The organism is Streptomyces subrutilus (genome assembly GCF_001746425.1).
GTDB classification, from domain to species: domain Bacteria; phylum Actinomycetota; class Actinomycetes; order Streptomycetales; family Streptomycetaceae; genus Streptomyces; species Streptomyces subrutilus_A.
Genome location: NZ_MEHK01000001.1, coordinates 6,708,975 through 6,726,797, shown reverse-complemented (window position 1 = coordinate 6,726,797; position 17,823 = coordinate 6,708,975). Strand labels below are relative to the sequence as shown.

General features: G+C 76.9%; 13 protein-coding genes. 6 read left to right on the top strand and 7 right to left on the bottom strand.

Annotated features, from left to right (window positions below):
• Positions 1-27: 27 nt before the first annotated feature.
• Positions 28-1,659: an FAD-dependent monooxygenase gene (locus BGK67_RS30630; protein WP_069923111.1), complete on the bottom strand. Its 1,632-nt coding sequence runs from the start codon at positions 1,657-1,659 to the stop codon at positions 28-30.
• A 131-nt stretch (positions 1,660-1,790) separates the two neighbouring features.
• Positions 1,791-2,201: an organic hydroperoxide resistance protein gene (locus BGK67_RS30625; RefSeq protein WP_069923110.1), complete on the bottom strand. Its 411-nt coding sequence runs from the start codon at positions 2,199-2,201 to the stop codon at positions 1,791-1,793.
• 127 nt (positions 2,202-2,328) lie between these two features.
• Between BGK67_RS30625 and BGK67_RS30620 the strand changes: the two genes are divergently transcribed.
• The gene (locus BGK67_RS30620) at positions 2,329-2,805 is read left to right on the top strand and encodes a MarR family winged helix-turn-helix transcriptional regulator (protein WP_069923109.1); all 477 of its coding nucleotides are present in this window, start codon (positions 2,329-2,331) and stop codon (positions 2,803-2,805) included.
• A gap of 47 nt (positions 2,806-2,852) precedes the next feature.
• Entirely contained in the window at positions 2,853-3,890 is a 1,038-nt protein-coding gene (locus BGK67_RS30615) for a PHP domain-containing protein (protein WP_069923108.1), read from the top strand.
• Here the strand turns inward: BGK67_RS30615 and BGK67_RS30610 are convergent.
• Positions 3,877-4,797: a UbiA family prenyltransferase gene (locus BGK67_RS30610; protein ID WP_244291360.1), complete on the bottom strand. Its 921-nt coding sequence runs from the start codon at positions 4,795-4,797 to the stop codon at positions 3,877-3,879. The two genes, BGK67_RS30615 and BGK67_RS30610, sit on opposite strands and share 14 nt — an antisense overlap.
• Positions 4,798-4,873: 76 nt before the next feature.
• On the opposite strand from BGK67_RS30610, the gene BGK67_RS30605 reads away from it, so the two are divergent.
• The 3 genes from BGK67_RS30605 to BGK67_RS30595 are packed head-to-tail and all read left to right on the top strand — an operon-like array spanning position 4,874 to position 7,571.
• Positions 4,874-5,935 carry a type III polyketide synthase gene (locus BGK67_RS30605; protein ID WP_069923107.1) on the top strand — a complete coding sequence of 354 codons (1,062 nt, stop codon included), beginning with the start codon at positions 4,874-4,876 and terminating at the stop codon, positions 5,933-5,935.
• A gap of 59 nt (positions 5,936-5,994) precedes the next feature.
• A complete protein-coding gene (locus tag BGK67_RS30600) occupies positions 5,995-6,549 on the top strand; it encodes an isoprenylcysteine carboxyl methyltransferase family protein (protein ID WP_069924229.1) in 555 nt (184 codons plus the stop codon).
• Positions 6,546-7,571 carry an NAD(P)/FAD-dependent oxidoreductase gene (locus BGK67_RS30595; protein ID WP_069923106.1) on the top strand — a complete coding sequence of 342 codons (1,026 nt, stop codon included), beginning with the start codon at positions 6,546-6,548 and terminating at the stop codon, positions 7,569-7,571. The genes BGK67_RS30600 and BGK67_RS30595 overlap by 4 nt, the downstream gene beginning before the upstream one ends.
• Positions 7,572-7,693: 122 nt before the next feature.
• On the opposite strand, the gene BGK67_RS30590 is transcribed toward BGK67_RS30595, so the two are convergent.
• Positions 7,694-8,665, bottom strand: a complete 972-nt coding sequence (locus tag BGK67_RS30590; RefSeq protein WP_079154463.1) for a hypothetical protein — start codon at positions 8,663-8,665, stop codon at positions 7,694-7,696.
• Between the two features lie 172 nt (positions 8,666-8,837).
• Here BGK67_RS30590 and BGK67_RS30585 point away from each other — a divergent pair, with 172 nt between their 5' ends.
• A complete protein-coding gene (locus tag BGK67_RS30585) occupies positions 8,838-10,550 on the top strand; it encodes a carboxylesterase/lipase family protein (protein WP_244291359.1) in 1,713 nt (570 codons plus the stop codon).
• A gap of 151 nt (positions 10,551-10,701) precedes the next feature.
• On the opposite strand, the gene BGK67_RS30580 is transcribed toward BGK67_RS30585, so the two are convergent.
• The 3 genes from BGK67_RS30580 to BGK67_RS30570 are packed head-to-tail and all read right to left on the bottom strand — an operon-like array spanning position 10,702 to position 17,722.
• On the bottom strand, positions 10,702-12,795 hold the full coding sequence (locus BGK67_RS30580) for a hypothetical protein (protein ID WP_069923105.1): 2,094 nt from the start codon (positions 12,793-12,795) through the stop codon (positions 10,702-10,704).
• Complete coding sequence (locus BGK67_RS30575; RefSeq protein ID WP_079154462.1) at positions 12,792-16,571, bottom strand: vWA domain-containing protein; 3,780 nt, start codon at positions 16,569-16,571, stop codon at positions 12,792-12,794. Before BGK67_RS30575 ends, BGK67_RS30580 begins: the two co-directional genes overlap by 4 nt.
• A complete protein-coding gene (locus BGK67_RS30570) occupies positions 16,568-17,722 on the bottom strand; it encodes an ATP-binding protein (RefSeq protein WP_069923104.1) in 1,155 nt (384 codons plus the stop codon). Before BGK67_RS30570 ends, BGK67_RS30575 begins: the two co-directional genes overlap by 4 nt.
• Positions 17,723-17,823 lie beyond the last annotated feature (101 nt).

The window sequence follows — 17,823 nt, the reverse complement described above, 5'->3', positions numbered from 1 at the left end:
TGTCGGCCGGTGTCTTCGGGCGGGGTACTACCGCGCGGAGCCCGGGGCGAAGGTGGTCGCGAGGTGGGCCGCCAGCGCCTGCGGGTCGGGTGGGGCGAGGCGCGCGGCGAGGTAGCCGTCCGGGCGGATCACGAAGGCCGCCGGGCCGTCCACGGCGTAGACGCGGGCGAATTCGCCGCCGGTGTCGCGGTATTCGGGCAGGCCGGTCGTCTCGGCGGGGGCGTCGGGGCCGAGGATCGCGCAGGCTTCCATCCGGCCCGCCGAGGACTCCCGTGCCGTCCGCGCGAGTTGGCCGGCCCCCGGGTCGCTTGCGTAGACGAGCAGGACGTGTCCGCGCTCGCGCAGCAGGTCGTACAGGCGCAGCGGGTAGGCGGCGATCGGGCCGGTGAGGCCTCCGCAGTCGGGTGCCCGGTCCCCCCGCCGCGGCCCGGGACCCTCGCCGGGCGGGTCCACGATCGGGCTGCCCCGGTAGGCGACGAGCAGTTGGGCCTCGCGCAGCATCACGGTCTCCGGGTCGTCCGGGTCGGCCTGGACGCCCGCTTCGGCGTGCCGGACGGTGCGGCCGACGACCTCCTCGCCGACCGGACGGCGTTCGGTGTCGTAGCTCGCGAGCAGGCCGGGGTGGGCCCGGCCGTCGACCGCGAGGGCGAGTTTCCAGGCGAGGTTCCAGGCGTCCTGGATACCGGTGTTCATGCCCTGGGCGCCGGTCGGCGGGTGGATGTGGGCGGCGTCCCCGGCGACGAAGACCCGGCCGTCGGCGTACCGGTCCACGATGCGGTGGCTGATGCGGAACACCGAGGCCCAGCGGATGTTCGAGGCGTTGGCGGGCTGCGGTGACAGCCGGTCCAGGACGGTCTGGATGTCGGGGAGTGCGGGGGCCCGGCCGGTCTGCAGGCCGTGCGCGACGCCGCCAAAGACCGCGTCGGCCTGCTGTGCGGTGGAGAGTTCGGGAGGGACCAGCATCGACACCCGGTACCGGCCGCGGCCGGGCAGCGGGATGCACACCAGCACGTCGTCGATCGCGCCGGCGGCGTCGCGGTGCATGGAGCGGACGGCGTAGCCGTGCGGCAGGTCCCAGTCGACCTCCACGTCGGCGAGCATGAACTCCTCGGGGAAGGCTCCGCCCTCGTAGCTGAGGCCGAGCCCCTTGCGGACGATGCTGTGGGCGCCGTCGCAGCCCACCAGGTACCGGGCGCGTACCTCCTCCTCCGCGCCGGAGGGGGTGAGCAGCCGGCCGGTCACCCCGTCGGCGTCCTGCGCGAACGACACCAGTTCGGTGCCGCGCTCGACGGCGGTCCCGAAACGGGCGAGGAACTCGTCGAGGATGCGCTCGGTCTCGTACTGGGGCAGTGCGGCGAACCCGTACGGCACCTCGGGCGGCAGCCGGAAGTCGAGGCGGAGCTGTTCGGCGCCGTTGAGGTAGGCGAGCTGCCCGCGCATCGGGACGGCGGCTTCCATGGCGGCGCGGGCCAGTCCCGTGCGGTCCCACAGTTCCAGGGTGCGCGGCTGGATGCCCACCGCCTTGGCGAAGGGGAGCCGGGCGGGCAGCCGGTCGACGATCCGGCAGGAGACCCCGCGCCTGCGGAGCTCGGCGGCGGCGGTCAGTCCGACCGGACCCGCGCCCACGACCAGTACGTCTGTTGCATAGGTGTGCGCCACTGGCGCCTCCCGGGCGGACGACCCCCGTGCGGGGCGATGCCCCTCCATGGTCGCCGCCCGCCGCGGGCCCGGCATCTCCGGCCGGCCGGACCCGCGGCGCCGGCCGGCCGGCGTATCGGGCCGCCTGTCGTCTACTCGATGACGAGGTCCACGTCGATGTTGCCGCGCGTGGCACGGGAGTACGGGCAGACCTCGTGCGCCTGCTTGACCAGCAGGGCGCCCGTCTCACCCGCGAGGGACTCGGGGAGCTCGACGCGCAGGACCGCGGCCAGGCCGAAGCCGGCGCCGTCCTTGCCGATGGAGACCTCGGCCGTGACGGAGACCTCGCTGGTGTCGACCTTGGCCTGCCGGCCGACCAGGCCGAGCGCGCTGGCGAAGCAGGCGGCGTACCCGGCGGCGAAGAGCTGCTCGGGGTTGGTGCCCTCTCCGTTGCCGCCCAGCGCCGGCGGCATGGCGAGCGCGAGGTCGAGCCGGCCGTCGGAGCTGACGGTGCGGCCCTCGCGGCCGTTGGCAGTGGCGACAGCGGTGTACAGCGCGTCCATCGGAGTTCCTCTCGCAGAAATGTCCGTTGCGGCGGCCGGTGGTCGACCGCGCTCCACCATTAGAGCACGCAATTCAGTTGCGCACAATTAAATGCCTCGCATCCCCTCCCCGGGTACACTGGTGTCCATGACCGAGAAGCCGACCGCACTCCACCCCGACCAGGACTTCCTTCGCCTGGACGGCCAGATCTGCTTCGCACTGAACGCGGCGAGCCGCGCCTTCGGCGGTCTGTACCGCGTGGTCCTCAAGGACCTGGGCCTCACCTACCCGCAGTACCTCGTGATGCTGGTGCTGTGGGAGCACGGCGAACTGCCGGTCAAGGAGATCGGGCAGCACCTGCGCCTGGACTCCGGGACCCTGTCCCCGCTGCTCAAGCGGCTGGAGGCGGCCGGCCTGGTCCGCCGCGAGCGCAGCACCGAGGACGAGCGGTCCGTCCGCGCCCGCCTCACCGGGGAGGGCGCCGCGCTGCGCGCCCGCGCCGTGGAGGTCCCGCGCCGGATCGCGGCCGCGACCGGTTTCGAGCTGACCGAGATCCTCGAGCTCCAGGCCCGCCTGAACCGCCTCACCGCCGCGCTCGACGCCGCCGTCCCGGAAGAGGCGTAACCAGCCGGATCACCGGACACTGGGTCCGGAAGGCAGGAGGTGGGCCGATGGACCCGGTGGCGGCGCTGGACCGGATCGCGTTCCTGCTGGAGCGCGCCCAGGAGCCCACCTACCGGGTACGGGCCTTCCGTACAGCCGCGGCCGCCGTCCAGCACCTGGGCGAGCGGGAGACGGCCGAGCGCGTGGCCGCCGGCTCCCTGGAAGCGGTCAAGGGCATCGGCCCCAAGACCGCCCAGGTGGTGCGGGAGGCGCTCGGCGGAGCCGTCCCGGCCTACTTGCAGAAGCTGGAGGACGAGGTCGCCGCGCTCCCCCAGGGCCCGCCGGCCACGCCCGCCGCCACCGCCCTGCGGGCGGCGCTGCGCGGGGACTGCCACGTGCACTCGGACTGGTCCGACGGAGGCAGCACGATCGAGGCGATGGGCCGGGCCGCGGCCTCGCTCGGGCACGAGTACGCGGTGCTCACCGACCATTCCCCGCGGCTCACGGTCGCCCGGGGGCTCTCCCCGGAGCGGCTGCGCGAACAGCTGCGGGTGGTGGCGGAGCTCAACGAGGCCTGGGCGCCGTTCAGGCTGCTGACCGGCATCGAGTGCGACATCCTCGACGACGGGTCGCTGGACCAGGAGCCGGAGCTCCTCGACGAGCTCGACCTCGTCGTCGGCTCCGTCCATTCGAAGCTGCGGATGGAGGCTCCCGCCATGACCCGGCGGCTGCTGGCGGCCGTGCGCAACCCCCTGATGGACGTACTGGGCCACTGCACGGGGCGGCTCGTGACCGGCCGCACCCGACCCCCGTCCCGGTTCGACGCCGAGGCCGTCTTCGCGGCCTGCGCGGAGTCCGGCACCGCCGTGGAGATCAACAGCCGCCCCGAGCGGCTGGACCCGCCCCGGGAGCTGCTGCGCCTCGCCGTTACCGCCGGGACCTCCTTCGCGATCGACACCGACGCCCACGCCCCCGGCCAGCTGGACTGGCAGATGGCCGGTTGCGAACGGGCCGCGGAATGCGGGGTCCCGGCCGAGCACGTGATCAACACCTGGCCGGCCGAGCAGCTCCTGGAATGGACCCGTACCCGTACTAGGCCGGCCTGAGCTGGACCACCAGCAGCAGGACATCGGCTCCGGCGACGGCCAGTACGGCCAGGAAGGGGAGCCGTCCGGCGGGGCGCCGGGACGCCAGGAGCAGCAGCGCCGCCGTCCCCGCCAGCAGGCCCCAGCCGTACGCCGTCACCCGCCCGGGCGGGCCCACCACCAGGGCGGCGGCCGAGCCGAGCACGAGCAGCGCGGCGAGCGCGGCCGAACACCGGACGCCGAGCCGCTGGGGCAGGCCCGCGACCCCGGTGGCCAGGTCGTCGGCGATGTCCGGCAGCACGTTGGCGAAATGCGCCCCCGCCCCCAGCAGAGCGGCCGCCGCCGTGAGCCACAGCGGCGGCCACGGCGCGCCCGGCAGGCCCAGGGTGACGAAGGCGGGCAGCAGGCCGAAGGCCAGGGCGTACGGGAGCCAGGACGCGGCCGTGCGCTTCAGCCACAGGTTGTACCCCCAGGCGGCCGCCACCCCGACGAGGTGCACGGTTCCGGCGAGCAGCCCGCCGGCCAGCGAGAGGGGGACGCAGAGCAGGAGGGCCAGGCCGGCCGCACCGGTCACGGCGGCGGGCCGCACCGTACCCGCGACCAGCGGTTTGTCCCGGCGCCCCACGGCCCGGTCGCGCCGCAGGTCGGCCCGGTCGTTGCTCCAGCCGACCGAGAGCTGCCCGGCGGCGACCGCGCCCACCGCGGCGGCCCCGCCCGCGAGGTCGCGCCCGGCGGCGGCCGCCAGCGCCGCGGCGAAGAGGGTGACGGCCGCGGCCGGCAGCGGATGGCAGGCCGCCAGCAGCCCCGCGGCCGAACCGCCGCGCGGGCGGCGTACGGGCGCGGCGGTCGTGGCGGTGGCGGTCGGGTCGGTGGCTGCGGCAGCCGTGGCGGCGGGGGCGGGTCCGGCTGCCGGGGTTCGTGCGGGCACGGTGACACGCTATGCCGCGCCGCGCCCGGTTTGCCTGATTCGTAATGATGTGTCAGTTGTTTTCTATGGTGAGCGAATGACGCGTGTCCTGGCAGTGAGCAGCGTGTTCCCGCCCCATCTCCATCCGCAGGCCGAGATCACGGCCGCACTCGCCCGCTTCCTGCCGCCGGGCTCCGACACCGCCCTGCTGCGCAGGGTGCACGCCTCGGTGCGCGTACAGAGCCGCCACCTCGCCCTCCCACTGGATCGGTACGGACCGTCCAACGACTTCGGCACCACGAACGCCCTGTTCCTGCAGGCGGCCCTCGAACTCGGCGGCCGGGCCCTCGCGCTCGCCCTCGCCGAGGCCGGGATGGCGGCGGCGGAGATCGACCTCGTCATGTCGACCACCGTGACCGGGCTCGCGACGCCCTCGCTGGAGGCCCGCCTCGCCGCACGCGCCGGACTGCGTCCCGACGTGCGGCGGGTACCGCTCTTCGGACTGGGCTGCGCGGCGGGCGCCGCGGGCGTCGGCCACCTCCACGACCACCTGACGGGCCGGCCCGGCCACGCGGCCCTGCTGCTGTCCACCGAACTCTGCTCCCTCACCCTGCAGTCCACGGACGCATCGATGGCGAACCTGGTGGCCGGGGCCCTGTTCGGCGACGGGGCGGGCGCGCTCGTCGCGGTGGGCGAGGAGCACCCCCTGCACGCCACCGGCGCCGGACCCTCGGTGGTGGCCGCGCGCAGCCGCCTCTACCCCGGCACCGAGCACCTGCTCGGCTGGGACATCGGCCACTGGGGGATGCGCATGGTCCTCGGCCGCGAACTGCCCGAGCTGGTACGGCTGCACGTGGCCGAGGAGGTGGAGGACTTCCTCGCCGCACACGACCTCAAGCCCTCGGACGTCGACACCTGGATCTGCCATCCGGGCGGCCCGAAGATCCTCGACGCGTTGGGCGAGGCGCTGGCCCTGCCCGCGTCGGCCTTCGCGGCGAGCCACCGCTCGCTGGCCGCCGTCGGCAACCTCTCCTCGGCGTCGGTCCTGCACATCCTGGGCGGCGTACAGAGCGCGGGGCCGCCGCCGCCCGGATCGGTCGGGCTGATGCTCGCCTTCGGGCCGGGCTTCGCCTCCGAACTCGTCCTGCTCCGCTGGTGACCACTGCTGTGGCCGCCCCACTCCCCCTGGCTGGTGACTCCATGGCCCTCACTCCGTCCATGACCTGGTACCTGCTGCTCATCGGCCTCGTCGCGGCCGAGCGGCTCGCCGAACTGGCCACGGCCCGCCGCCACGCGGCGTGGAGCCTGGCCCGCGGCGGCCGTGAGTACGGCCGCGGCCACTACCCCGTGATGGTCGCCCTGCACACCGCGCTGCTGGTGGGCTGCGTGGTGGAACCCTGGGCCGCCGGGCGGCCGTTCCTGCCCGCGCTCGGCTGGACGGCGCTCGCCTTCGCCCTCGCGGCGCAAGGCCTGCGCTGGTGGTGCATCGCGACCCTCGGACCGCGCTGGAACACCCGGGTGCTGGTCGTGCCCGGACTGCCGCTGGTGGCGGCCGGCCCGTACCGGTGGATGCGCCACCCCAACTACGTGGCGGTGGTGGTGGAGGGCGTCGCGCTGCCGCTCGTGCACACCGCCTGGCTGACCGCCCTCGGGTTCACCGCGCTCAACCTGCTGCTCCTGCGGGTGCGGATCGGCTGCGAGGACGCCGCGCTGACGGACGGCGGACGGCTGCGCGCCCCCGCCTCCGTACCGGCGGCCGGCTCCCCCTCGTGATCGACCTACTGATCGCCGGCGGCGGCCCGGCGGGCCTCGCGACGGCCATCCACGGCGCACGGGCGGGCCTGGAGGTAGTGGTCGTCGAACCGCGGCCCACCCCCGTGGACAAGGCCTGCGGAGAGGGCCTGATGCCGGGGGCGGTCGCCCGGCTGCGGGAGCTGGGCGTGGACGTGCCCGGGCAGCCGTTCCGCGGCATCCGCTACGTGGACGGCCTGAGCGGTCGGCACGCGGACGGCCTGTTCCACTCCGGTCCCGGTATGGGCGTGCGCCGGACCGTGCTCCAGGCCGCGCTGGCACAGCGCGCCGCGCGGCTGGGCGTACGGGTGGTCCGCGGCCGCGTCGAAACGGTCAGCCAGTCCGGCGACGGCGTCGACGCGGCGGGGCTCACGGCCCGCTACCTCGTCGCCGCCGACGGCCTGCACTCCCCCGTCCGGCGCGCGCTCGGCCTGTCCGCGCCGCCCGCGCACGGCCGGCCGGCACGCTACGGGCTGCGCCGCCACTACACCGTCGAACCGTGGAGCGACCTCGTCGAGGTGCACTGGGCGGAGCACTGCGAGGCGTACGTCACCCCGCTCGGCCCCGACCGCGTCGGCGTGGCCGTACTCACCGGCGAGCAGGCCCCGTTCGACGTCCAGCTCGCCCGGTTCCCGCTGCTGGCGGCGCGGCTGCCCGCGTCCCCCGGGGCGCGGGTGCGCGGGGCAGGGCCGCTGCGCCAAGGGGCCCGGGTACGGGTATCGGGGCGCGTGCTGTTCGTCGGGGACGCGGCCGGGTACGTGGACGCGCTGACGGGCGAGGGCCTGACCCTTGCCCTCACGGCGGCGGGCGAACTCGTGCGCTGCGTACGGGCGGGGCGGCCGCAGGCCTACGAACAGGCCTGGCGGGAGCTGTCGCGCGGCTACCGCACGCTCACCGAGTCCCTGCTGTGGGCGCGCCACCGGCCGCCGCTCGCCCGCCGGATCGTCCCGCTGGCGGCCCGGCTCCCGCGCGTGTTCACCCGGGCGGTGAACCTCCTGGCGTGACGCGGCCGTCGGGAGCTCCCGGCCCGGCCCCTTCCCGCCCCGGCCCTGCCTGCGTGGCCCTCCTGACACGAAGCGGCACCCCGTGCGCCGTGCGCGCGGGGTGCCGCTCGGTCACCGCCGGATCAGGCCGCGTTCTCCCGCGGGTTCCTCAGCGCCACTCCCGCGAGGACGGCTCCGGCCGCCGCGCTGAGCATGACGACGCTGCCCGCCCAGGTGACGGAACCGCCGACCGCGCCGGCCAGGGGGTCGACGGCCGCCGCGCCCCCGAACACGTGCAGGGCGACCACGCCGAGGGCCGTCACCGCCGCGGCCCGCCACACCAGCGGGGTGTCCCGCAACGCCAGCAGCGCCCCGCAGCCGATGCACAGCACCGTGACGAGGAGCGGCAGGAAGTCCAGGGGAGCCGCCGACGACAGGGCCGCCAGGTCCATGGGCAGGTGCGGCGCGCCGGTGAGCAGCAGCGCGATGGCCACCGGCCCGCGCAGCATGTGCCGCAGCACCGGCGGTCCCGAGCGGGCGGGCTCCGTGCGGGCCGGTTCGGGGGCCGGCTCTGGACGCCGGCGCGGCTTCTCGTGCGGGGCGTCGGACAGCTCCCGGTACGGCGGCTCGTACGGCTCCTCCTCGTACGGCTCGTCGGCGGGGTCGGGCGGTCCCGGCGGCCCGGCCCGGCCCTCCCCGGACTCGTCGAGCACCTCGGACCGCGTGGCGGGCCGACCGGACTCCTCCGTGCCGAGAATCGTGACGAGCAGGGCCACGTCCTCGATCGGCCGTCCGACGGCGGCGGCGCGCAGCGTGATGTCCGCCGCCTCGACCTCGTGCTGCGGTTCGCCTAGCAGGGCGACCATCTCCCGCACTTCGTGCACGGGACGGGTCACCGCGGCGGTGCGCAGGGCCTCGTGTCCGGGGTTGGGCTGCCGGCCGGTGTCCTTGAGGAGGCTCACCAGGGCGGTGACCTCCTCCAGGGGGCGGCAGGTGGCCGCCGTGTCCGGCAGGGTGCGCAGGGGCTCCGGGCCCGGAGCGTCCGGAAGGGTGGTGTCGGGGGTCTCGTGGCGGTCTTCTCGGTCCGTCGCCGCGAGGGTGATGGGGTCATTCATGGAAAACTCCGTTCGCCGACACGCGGGTCTACACATCGCGCGCCGGTCATCGTGCGTCATGGGAAGCGCACGCTTTGTTACATTGACGGCCAGATCCGCCCACTGCGCCATTCGGGGCGGGCAAACGGGGGCGCCGGGCGCTCCGCCCCGGCCCTGGGGAAAGGCGTGACGCGTGCCCGATGTGCGGAGGTTGTGGCGCCGGTTGGTACGGCCGCTGACGGTGACACTGGCGCTGACGGCCCTACCGCTGCTGACGGCCGCTGCTCCGGGCCCCGAGGGGCCCGCGGTCGAACGGCCCGTCGTCGTGGACCGGTCCGTCGGGGACCGGCCCGTCGGGGACCGGCCCGTCGTGGACCGGCCCGTCGTCGAAACCGACCGCGGACGGGTGCGCGGCCTGAGCCGCGGGACCCACCTGGCCTTCGAGGGCGTCCCGTACGCCGCTCCCCCGACCGGCGCACTGCGCTGGCGGCTTCCGGAGCCGGCGCGCCGGTGGGAGGGCGTGCGCGACGCGGGTGCCCCGGGCCCGCGCTGTGTGCAGCTGCCCGCGCTCGGGCCCGGCGGGCCGAGCGGCTCCGAAGACTGCCTGTACCTGAACGTCACCGTGCCCTCGGCCACCCCCGCCCGGGGCGCGGCGGGGCGGCCCGTCATGGTCTGGTTCCACGGCGGGGGCTTCGTCAACGGCGCGGGGGACCTGTTCCGGCCCGAACGGCTCGCCGTGCGGGGCGGCGTGGTCGTCGTGACCGTCAACTACCGGCTGGGCGTCTTCGGCCTGTTCGGCCATCCGGAACTCGGCGGGGCTCCCGGCTTCGCCCTCGCCGACCAGCGGGCGGCGCTGGCCTGGGTGCGGGCGAACGCGGGCCGGTTCGGCGGCGACCCGCGCAACGTCACGGTGTTCGGCGAGTCGGCGGGCGCCCTCGGTGTCTGCGCCCACCTCACCTCCCCCGCCTCGGCCGGGCTCTTCCACCGGGCGATCGTGCAGAGCGGGTCGTGCTCGACGGTGATGCCGCCGTGGTCGCTGCTGCCGACGGTCGGTGCGTACGAACCCTTCGTGCCCGAGCGGACCACGGTCTCGGCCGGGGTCCTGGCGGCGGCCCGGCTCGGCTGCGAGGGCCCCGAGGGGGTACTGGACTGCCTGCGCCGGCTGGACGTCCGCGAGCTGGCGACCCCGGAGCTGATGCAGACCTTCTCCAAGGTCCCTTATGGTGGCGCCCTCCTGCCCGTGGAGCCCCGACGGGCCCTGGAGACCGGGCGGTTCCACCGGGTGCCGGTGATGCAGGGCAGCACCCGGGACGAGATGCGGATCTTCCTCGGGCCGACCCTGGCGGTGTACCCGATGGGCGACGAGGCCGCCTACCGGGCCCGCCTGGAGCGGTCGTTCGGCACCTCGACGGCCCGCGCCGTCGAGGCCGGCTATCCGGTCGCGGCCCATCCGACGCCGGCGGCGGCCTGGGCGACCCTGCTGTCCGACGCCTCGTTCACCTGCCCGACGCTGCGGGACAGCGGTGCGCTGGCCCGGCACGTGCCGACGTACGCCTACCGGTTCTCCGACCGCGGGGCGCCCAACTCCACCGGCCTGCCGGAGGTGCCGGGGCTGCCGTACGGCGCCTCGCACGGCTTCGAGCTGCCGTACCTCTTCGATCTGGCACCGCTGGCGCCCCCACAGCGGGCGCTGGCGGACCGGATGATCGACTACTGGACCGCCTTCGCCCGCACCGGCGACCCCAGCTCACCGGGCTCCCCGCCCTGGCGCCGCTTCGACCCCCGGCAGCCCCGGGCCCTGTCCCTGGCCCCGGGCCCGTCCGGAACCCACCCGACCGACGCCCGCACCGAACACCACTGCGCCCTGTGGGACACCCACTGGCCCCGGCCCACCGCCCGTCGCTGACCTGGCCCCTGGTCGACGACGAGATCACCGGCGCCGACCGGGCCCGGGTCGCCGTGTGTCACCCCGGCCGGGCCCTGCTGTACCGGGTGGATCCGGGGCGGGGCCTCACCGGGGCCGACCTCGTCGTGCTGGGTGAGTGGCTGCGTGCGGATCAAGCGTCCGGGGTGGCCGCCCAGGACGCGGAGACCAGGGAGCGTTCCGCCGCTGCCAGATGGGTGGCCGTCGACAGCCAGGCGTGGGCGTAGCCCTCTGCGGAAGGGTCGGCGAGGCGGCCGAAGGCGTCGCGGGGGCGGCGGTCGGCCTCGGCGGCCAGGTCCGCGGCCAGGTCCGCCGCGCCGGTGAGCCCGGCCCGGCGCAGCGGGCCGTAGGCGGCGAGGGGTTCGGCGCCCCGCGCCGCCTCGGCCACCGCTCGGCGGCCGCCCGCGACCCCGGTCTCCAGGAGGCGGCGTACGCGCCACAGCGGGGAGTCGGCCAGCGGGTCCGGGCCGACGGGAGCCGGGGCGGGGGCGGGGTCGGCGGTGGCCCGGGGCGGGAAGTGGGCGCCCTGGAGGCGGTCGTAGCCGAGGTCCGCCCGGCCCAGCCACTCCTCGGGCAGCCGCAGGGTGTACCGCGCACCGGGCACCGGGCCGACGGCCAGGGGGCTCAGGGTGGCGGCCCGGTCCAGGTCGGGGCGCCCCAGGACGCGCAGGTGCAGGCCGGGATACGAGGCGAGGCGGCGCAGGTTCGCCGTGTGCGCCAGCTCGGGGTGCGGGTGTGCTGGCCGCAGCCGCAGCAGGGGCGCACCCGGCCGCAGCTCGCGCACCAGGAGGTGCTCCCCGGCCGCGCCGACGACGGCGACCTCGCAGCCGAGCAGGGCGGGTTCGGCGCCGTCCGGGTCCGCGGGCCGGTCGGCGACCGCCTCGGCCGCGGGCCGGGCGAAGAGCGCCGCGGCGGGCTCCTCGGTCCACGGGATGCCGCGCAGCGGGGTCGCCTTGACCCCGCGCCCGGCGCCGAGCCGGCCTTCCGGGGAGACGGTCGCGCCGACGATGCGCAGGCCGCCGCGGGCCAGCCCCGCGTGGTCGAGGACGGCCCCGCCGAGGGTGACGGAGGCCGATCCCGCACCGCGGGCGCGGGCGAGTCCGCCGGGACGTACGTCGGAGAGGGAGTACGCGGCTCCGTCCGGGGCCAGCAGGTGGGTGACCACGCCCCCGTAGCCGGTGGCCGAGAGCACGGGCTCCCGGCACAGGCCGTACACCTGGAGGCTGCCGCCGGGCGCGTAGGCGCGGCGGGCGGTGCCGGTCAGGGCGGGATCGGCGCGACCGGCGGCCAGCAGGGCGGCGGTGCGCAGGAGTTCGCGGAAGGCCTCGGTGAGCGCACCGAGGCGCTGCCCGGCCTGCTGCCCGCGGGCGGCGCGCAGGCCCCGTACGACGCGCAGCGCGGCGGCCTCGGCGCGCGGCAGCCCGGCGAGTCGGGCGGTGTGCGCTGCGCGCAGCAACTCGGCCTGCACGACGGCTCCTCCGGCGGTGACCCCGGCGGCGAGCGCCTCGGCGGCGACCCGCCAGAGCCCGTGCGCGGCCCGGCGTTGCGCTTCGGTGAGCGCGGCCGCGGGGGTGGCGCCCGCCTGGGCCGCCGCATGAGCCGCCGCATGAACCGCGGCCGGCTGGGCGAATACCGGCGCGGCCGTCGTCCCGTCCGGAAGCACGGCCGCGTCGGGGACCTGGCCCGGGGCCGGAGCCAGGGCCGGGGCCCGGCCTGGGGCCGCAGCAGTGTCGGGCACCCGGACCAGGGCCGAATCCGCACCGGAGGCCGGGACCGGGTCGGAAGCCGCGGCCGGGTCTGGGGCCGCAGCAGTGTCGGGCACCCGGACCAGGGCCGGAGACTGGGCGTGGGTCGGGCCGGAGGCCGGGGGCTGGGTGGGGGCCGCGTCGGGGGCCGGGGCCGATTCCCACAGCGGCTCGGCCGGGTGCGGGCCCGGGTCTGCCAGGGGGGCGGCTCCCAGGGCGGCGGCGCGGTGGAGGCAGCGGGGGGCCAGCAGGCAGGTGCAGGCGGCCTGGCCGGACTCGGTGACCGCCCCGCCCGGGCCGGGCCGCAGCGTGACGACGGCGTCCTCCCCGAAGGCGAGGACGACGACCCCGTCCGGCCCGCGCGTGGCGAGCGCACCGCAGCTCTCGGTGGCGGCGTCCAGCTTCTTGCGCAGCCGCGCGCTGAGCTGCTCGACGGCTTTGGCGAGCACCTCGGGTGCGACGGGCGGCAGTGCGGTGGTCAACGGGCTTCTCCACGGAGTCGGTCGCCCACCCAGCGGGCGAGGGCGAGCGGGCTGAGGGCGGCCACCGGCATCCCGGCGGCGACGAGTTGCCGGGCCACCGGGACCGAGTACCGGGGCGTGCCCGTGTCGTCGAGCGCGGCGCAGCCGAGCAGGTGGGCCCCGGAGGCGGCCAGCGCGCGGACCTCGCCGAGGAGCCCGCCGATCGGGGCGCCCTCCTCGAAGTCGCTGACCACGACGACGAGGGTGCGGCTCGGCACGGTCATCAGCGTGCGGGCGTGCGCGAGTCCGGCGGCGATGTGCGTACCGCCGCCGACCCGGACCTCCAGCAGCAGCGACAGCGGGTCATCGACCCGGTCGGTGAGGTCCAGGACCTGGGTGGAGAAGGCGAGGAAGTGGGTGGACAGGGTCGGTACGCCGCCCAGCACGGCCGCCGTCAGCGCCGACCAGATGACCGAGGCCTCCATCGAGCCGGACACGTCGACGACCAGGATGAGCCGCCAGTCGCTCTCGCGACTGGCCCGGGTGCTGAAGACGGGCCGTTCCGGCACCACGACCACGCTGCCGTCGGCCCGCCGCCGGCTGTGCACGAGGTTGGCCCGCAGGGTGCGGGCCAGGTCCAGTCTGCCGCCGGGTCGGCGCGTGGGGCGCGGGGTGGCGAGGCCGGAGAGGGCGGGGCGCAGCCGGGTCGCCAGCTCCTTGGCCAGTTCGTCGACCAGCCGCCTGACCAGGGGCCGCAGCCGGGCGAGCTGCGCCTCGGGCATCCCGCCGGCCAGCGACAGGACGGAGCTCAGCAGCTCCACGGAGGGCCGTACGGACGCCGGGTCGAGCTGGGCGAGCACGTCGGTGCGGCCCGCTTCGGCCGCCCCGCCCAGTACCTCTTCCCGTACCTCGGCCCCGAACAGCGCCTCCAGCTCCTGCGACCACTCCCGGGCGGTGGGGAAGGAGGCTTCCCGGCCGCCGCCTTGGCCGCCCGCTCCTCCCCGACCGCCGTCGAGGTCGCTGGAGCCTTCGCCGCGGCCGGCGCCGTAGAGCTCGTCGAGGGCGTGGGCGTAGCGGCGGGCCCCGGCGGGGAGCCGGTCGCGCTCGCGGCCGAGCAGCAGCCGCCAGCGGTCGGCGGGGGCGAGCCGCGGGCCGGCCGCGGCGGGCGGGCGCGGGGCCCCGGCGGTCTCCGGCGCCGGGGCGGGCGCTCGGGTCCGGTCCCGGGCCGGTACGGCCGTGTCGGGCAGCGGGAGTTCCGCCAGGGCGGCGAGTCCGGCGGCGTCGGCGGCGGCCCAGAGGGCGAGCAGCGCGGGCGGCGCGTCGAGCGCGAGGTCGACCCGGTCGCCGAGCCGCTCGCCGACGGTGTGCAGCAACCGGTCCCGGGCGGCGGGCGACAAGGTGTCGAAGCCGCCGCGCAGGGCGGGAAGGCGGTCGAGGAACTCCTGGTCCCCGAGGTGCTCGACCCGGTCCAGGAGCGGGGTGAGCGCGGCCGGGGAGGACTGCAGGAGCGGTCCCGCGGCGGTGAGGACCCCGCCGAGCCGGCGGGTCAGGGCGCGGCGCCCGTCGGGGGCGGTCGCGCCGTCGATCCAGCCGGCCGCGCGCTCGCCGAGCCGGGCTGCCGGATCGAGGTCGAGGAGGACCCGTACGGCCAGGGCCGCGCCTTGGATCAGCGGGGAGGCGGAAGCGGCCAGGGCGGCGAGGGCCTCGTCGGTGCGCAGCCCGAGGTGGTGGGCGGCGGCGCGGTCGGCGAGGGCCACGAGGGCCGCGGCGTCGGCGGGGTCCGCGCTGCCGGCGAGGCCCGGCAGGGAGCGGACGGCAGCTTCGAGCAAGTCCACGCCGAGCGCGGCGGCGGTGGCGCGGGACCCGGCGCCGGTGCCGGGGAGATGGCCGCGGTGGAGGGCCTCCAGGAGGTCGAGGGCGTCGAGGAGTTCGGGCAGGGTCGCGGTCCGCGGCAGGACGGTGGCCGCCTCGTGGAGGCGTGCGTCGACCAGCTCGGGCAGATCGCAGCGCGCGGCGGCGGCCAGCCCGGCGAGGATCTGGGCCGGGGTCGGTCCGCCGTCGGCGGCGGCGCGGCGGGCGGTGTCGCGGAGGGTGCCGGCGGCGGCCTGGGCGGCGGTGACGCCGCGGACCCCGGCGAGATCGAGCCGGGCCGGGACGGAAGGCGTCCAGGACAGCCGCCATTTGGTGCCGAGCGCGGTGCCGTCGCCGGTGGTGGCGACGTCGAGGGGTTCTCCGTAGGAGGCTCCGCAGACCAGGAGCCGCTGGAGGAGGATCTCGCGGCGGCCGTCGAGGGCCGAGCGCAGCGGGTCGAGGCGGACCTCGCGCGGGGCGGGCTCGTCGGGGCCGGGCAGCCGCAGCTCCGTCAGCTCGGCCTCGACGGAGGGGCCGAGGCCGGAGCGGGGGGCGTGCGGGGTGATCCGGCCGCGCGCGGTGCCGACGACCACCGCTTCGAGGGCGCGGGCCAGCGCCCGGCCGCGGCCGAGCGGTTCGCCCTGCCCGAGGACGGTGGTGACGGCTTCGAGGAGTTCGCCCCGGCCGGGTGCGGGGAGGCCGCGCAGGACGGCCAGGTCGCAGGCGAGCCGCAGGGTCTCGGCGGCCTCGCCGGTCCCCGCGGTGTGCCCGGCCCCGCGCAGTTCCCGGCAGACCCCGGTGACGGCGACGGAGGCCGCCTCCCGGACCCTGCGGGGCTCCCCGCCGGCCTGCAGGACGGCCTGCTGCCAGAGCGGATCCCGGATCCCGGCGGGGTAGCCGGAGCGGGAGTCGAGCAGGTCGAACGAGTACGGCACGAGCGAGGTGACGGCCTGTTCCCCGCCCTGCCCTCCGGCTCCCGACGGGCGCCCGCGGCCGGCAGCCCGCCGCGGCCCTGCGGGGGCCGTGGCCGCGTCGGCGGCGGCTGTGGCGGCAGGAGCGGCCGCGGCGGGTACGCCCAGGAGGGCCGGCGCGTGGAAGGCGCCGATCACGGCCGCCACGCGGTGGCCCGCGGCGAGGGCGCCCGCGATCACCTCACGCATGTGGGACTCGCGGGCAAGGTCCGTCGCCGGGACGGTGGCGGCGTCCGCGCGCAGCGCCCATCCGACACCGAGTGCGGCCCGCCGTACGGCTTCCGGGGCGCAGCCGGGGGCGAGCACCTCGACGGCACGGTCCCACATGTCCTCGCCGTCCCGGCCGGTCCCGGCGGCGGTCAGCGCGTCGGCGAAGGTGCGGTCGCGTGCGGGCGCCGGGCCGTGGCCGGGGACCGCCCCGTGCGGTGACGGATCGGCGGCCGCGTCCGGCAGGGTCCAGGCGTCGGCGGACAGGGGGAGGTCGCAGCACAGGACGGTCGCACCGTGGGCGGCGGCCCAGCGGATCGCGGCCAGTTCCGGGGAGAAGTCGGCGAAGGGGTAGAAGGCCAGGCGGCCGTCCCGGCCGGTACCCGCCAGGGCGACGGGGGCGAGGGTCTCCGGGTCGGCCAGGTGGTCGAGCCACGGCTGGAAGTCCGCCGGGAGCTCGACGCAGACCACGTCCGCGCCGGAGGCGTCCAGCAGTTCGGGGACCAGCGCCGCCAGCGCGGGGCTGTGGTGGCGCACACCGAGCAGGTACGGCGCGCGGCAGGCGGCCAGCACCTCGACGGCCGGCCGCGGCTCACCCGCCGCCTCGGCTCCCGCCCGCGGATCCGCAGGCGCCCCGGCGGGCGCACCGGGGCCGGCCGACGCCCCGGTTCCCGCCCGTGGATCCGCGGCCACCCCGGCGGGCGTACCCGGGTCGGCGAGCGCCCCGGCGGCGTCGCGCACGGCGGTCGGTGTCTCGGGCGGGGTCATCGCAGGCTCCCGCGCAGGTCCCACAGGCGGCGCCACATCGCCGAGCCGTCCTCGGCCCGGCGGCGGACCGGGCCGTCCCAATAGCCCAGCAGCCGTCCGTGGTCGGCCGGGTCGTCCTTGCGTACGACGCCCAGCAGATGCCCCGGCAGCAGGTCCAGCACGTCCCCGCCCGGCAGGTACGCGGCCGCGACCCCCAGCGAGGCCGCCACCTGCACGGCCTCGGCGGTGGACATGACCGTACCGGGGCGCTCCACGTCCCAGCCCTCGGCGGAGCGTCCCGAGCGCAGGTCGCGGAAGACGGTGACGAGCGCGTCGAGCACGGCGTCGTCGACTCCGAAGGCGGCCCCGGCCCGCTCGACCGCGGCTACCGCCTGGCGGCGGATCAGGGTGGCCTCCGCGTCCGCGTCGGCGATCGGGGCGACGGTCTCGAAGTTGAAGCGGCGCTTGAGGGCCGCGGACATCTCGGAGACGCCGCGGTCGCGCAGGTTGGCGGTGGCGATGACGGTGAAGCCGGGGGCGGCGGACACCACCGCGTCCTCGGTGGCGGTCAGTTCGGGCACGGTGACCCGCCGGTCGGACAGGATCGACACCAGCGCGTCCTGGACCTCGGGCAGGCAGCGGGTGATCTCCTCGACGCGGACCACCCGCCCGGTCCGCATGGCGGAGAGCACCGGCGAGTCGACGAGGGCTCCCGCGCTCGGCCCCTGGGCGAGCAGCAGGGCGTAGTTCCAACCGTACCGGAAGGCGTCCTCGGTGGTCCCGGCCGTGCCCTGGACGGTGAGCGAGCTGGTGCCGCAGACGGCGGCGGCGAGCAGTTCGCTGAGCATGGACTTGGCCGTGCCCGGCTCGCCGGTGAGCAGCAGGCCGCGCTCTCCGGCGAGGGTGACCACGCAGCGCTCCACGAGGGCGCGTTCGCCGACGAACTTGGGGGCGATGACGTGCTTGGCGCCGCCCTGGGGCAGGGCGAGTTGGGCTCCGTCGCTGCCGCAGACGAAGGTGACGACGTTGCGCGGGGTCAGCGCCCAGCCGGGCGGGCGGGGGCCGGGGTCCTGGGCGGCCAGGAAGGCGAGTTCGGCGGCGTACCGCTCTTCGGCGGGCAGTACCTGCCGGGCGGGGGCGGCCTCGGCGGCGGCCTGGTCGGTGAGCGTCATCGGAGTACTCCTGGGTGGTGCGGAACGAGTGATGCGAAACGGGTGGGCGGAACGGGTGGGCGGAACGCGTGGGCGGACCAGTGCGGGCGGACCGCTGCGGG

Excerpts from the sequence above, each read along its gene's own strand:
- BGK67_RS30600 (WP_069924229.1), top strand. The coding sequence starts at position 5,995 with ATGACCTGGTACCTGCTGCTCATCGGCCTCGTCGCGGCCGAGCGGCTC.
- BGK67_RS30605 (WP_069923107.1), top strand. The coding sequence starts at position 4,874 with ATGACGCGTGTCCTGGCAGTGAGCAGCGTGTTCCCGCCCCATCTCCAT.
- BGK67_RS30575 (WP_079154462.1), bottom strand. The coding sequence starts at position 16,571 with ATGACCCCGCCCGAGACACCGACCGCCGTGCGCGACGCCGCCGGGGCG.
- BGK67_RS30625 (WP_069923110.1), bottom strand. The coding sequence starts at position 2,201 with ATGGACGCGCTGTACACCGCTGTCGCCACTGCCAACGGCCGCGAGGGC.
- BGK67_RS30590 (WP_079154463.1), bottom strand. The coding sequence starts at position 8,665 with ATGAATGACCCCATCACCCTCGCGGCGACGGACCGAGAAGACCGCCAC.
- BGK67_RS30570 (WP_069923104.1), bottom strand. The coding sequence starts at position 17,722 with ATGACGCTCACCGACCAGGCCGCCGCCGAGGCCGCCCCCGCCCGGCAG.
- BGK67_RS30615 (WP_069923108.1), top strand. The coding sequence starts at position 2,853 with ATGGACCCGGTGGCGGCGCTGGACCGGATCGCGTTCCTGCTGGAGCGC.
- BGK67_RS30620 (WP_069923109.1), top strand. The coding sequence starts at position 2,329 with ATGACCGAGAAGCCGACCGCACTCCACCCCGACCAGGACTTCCTTCGC.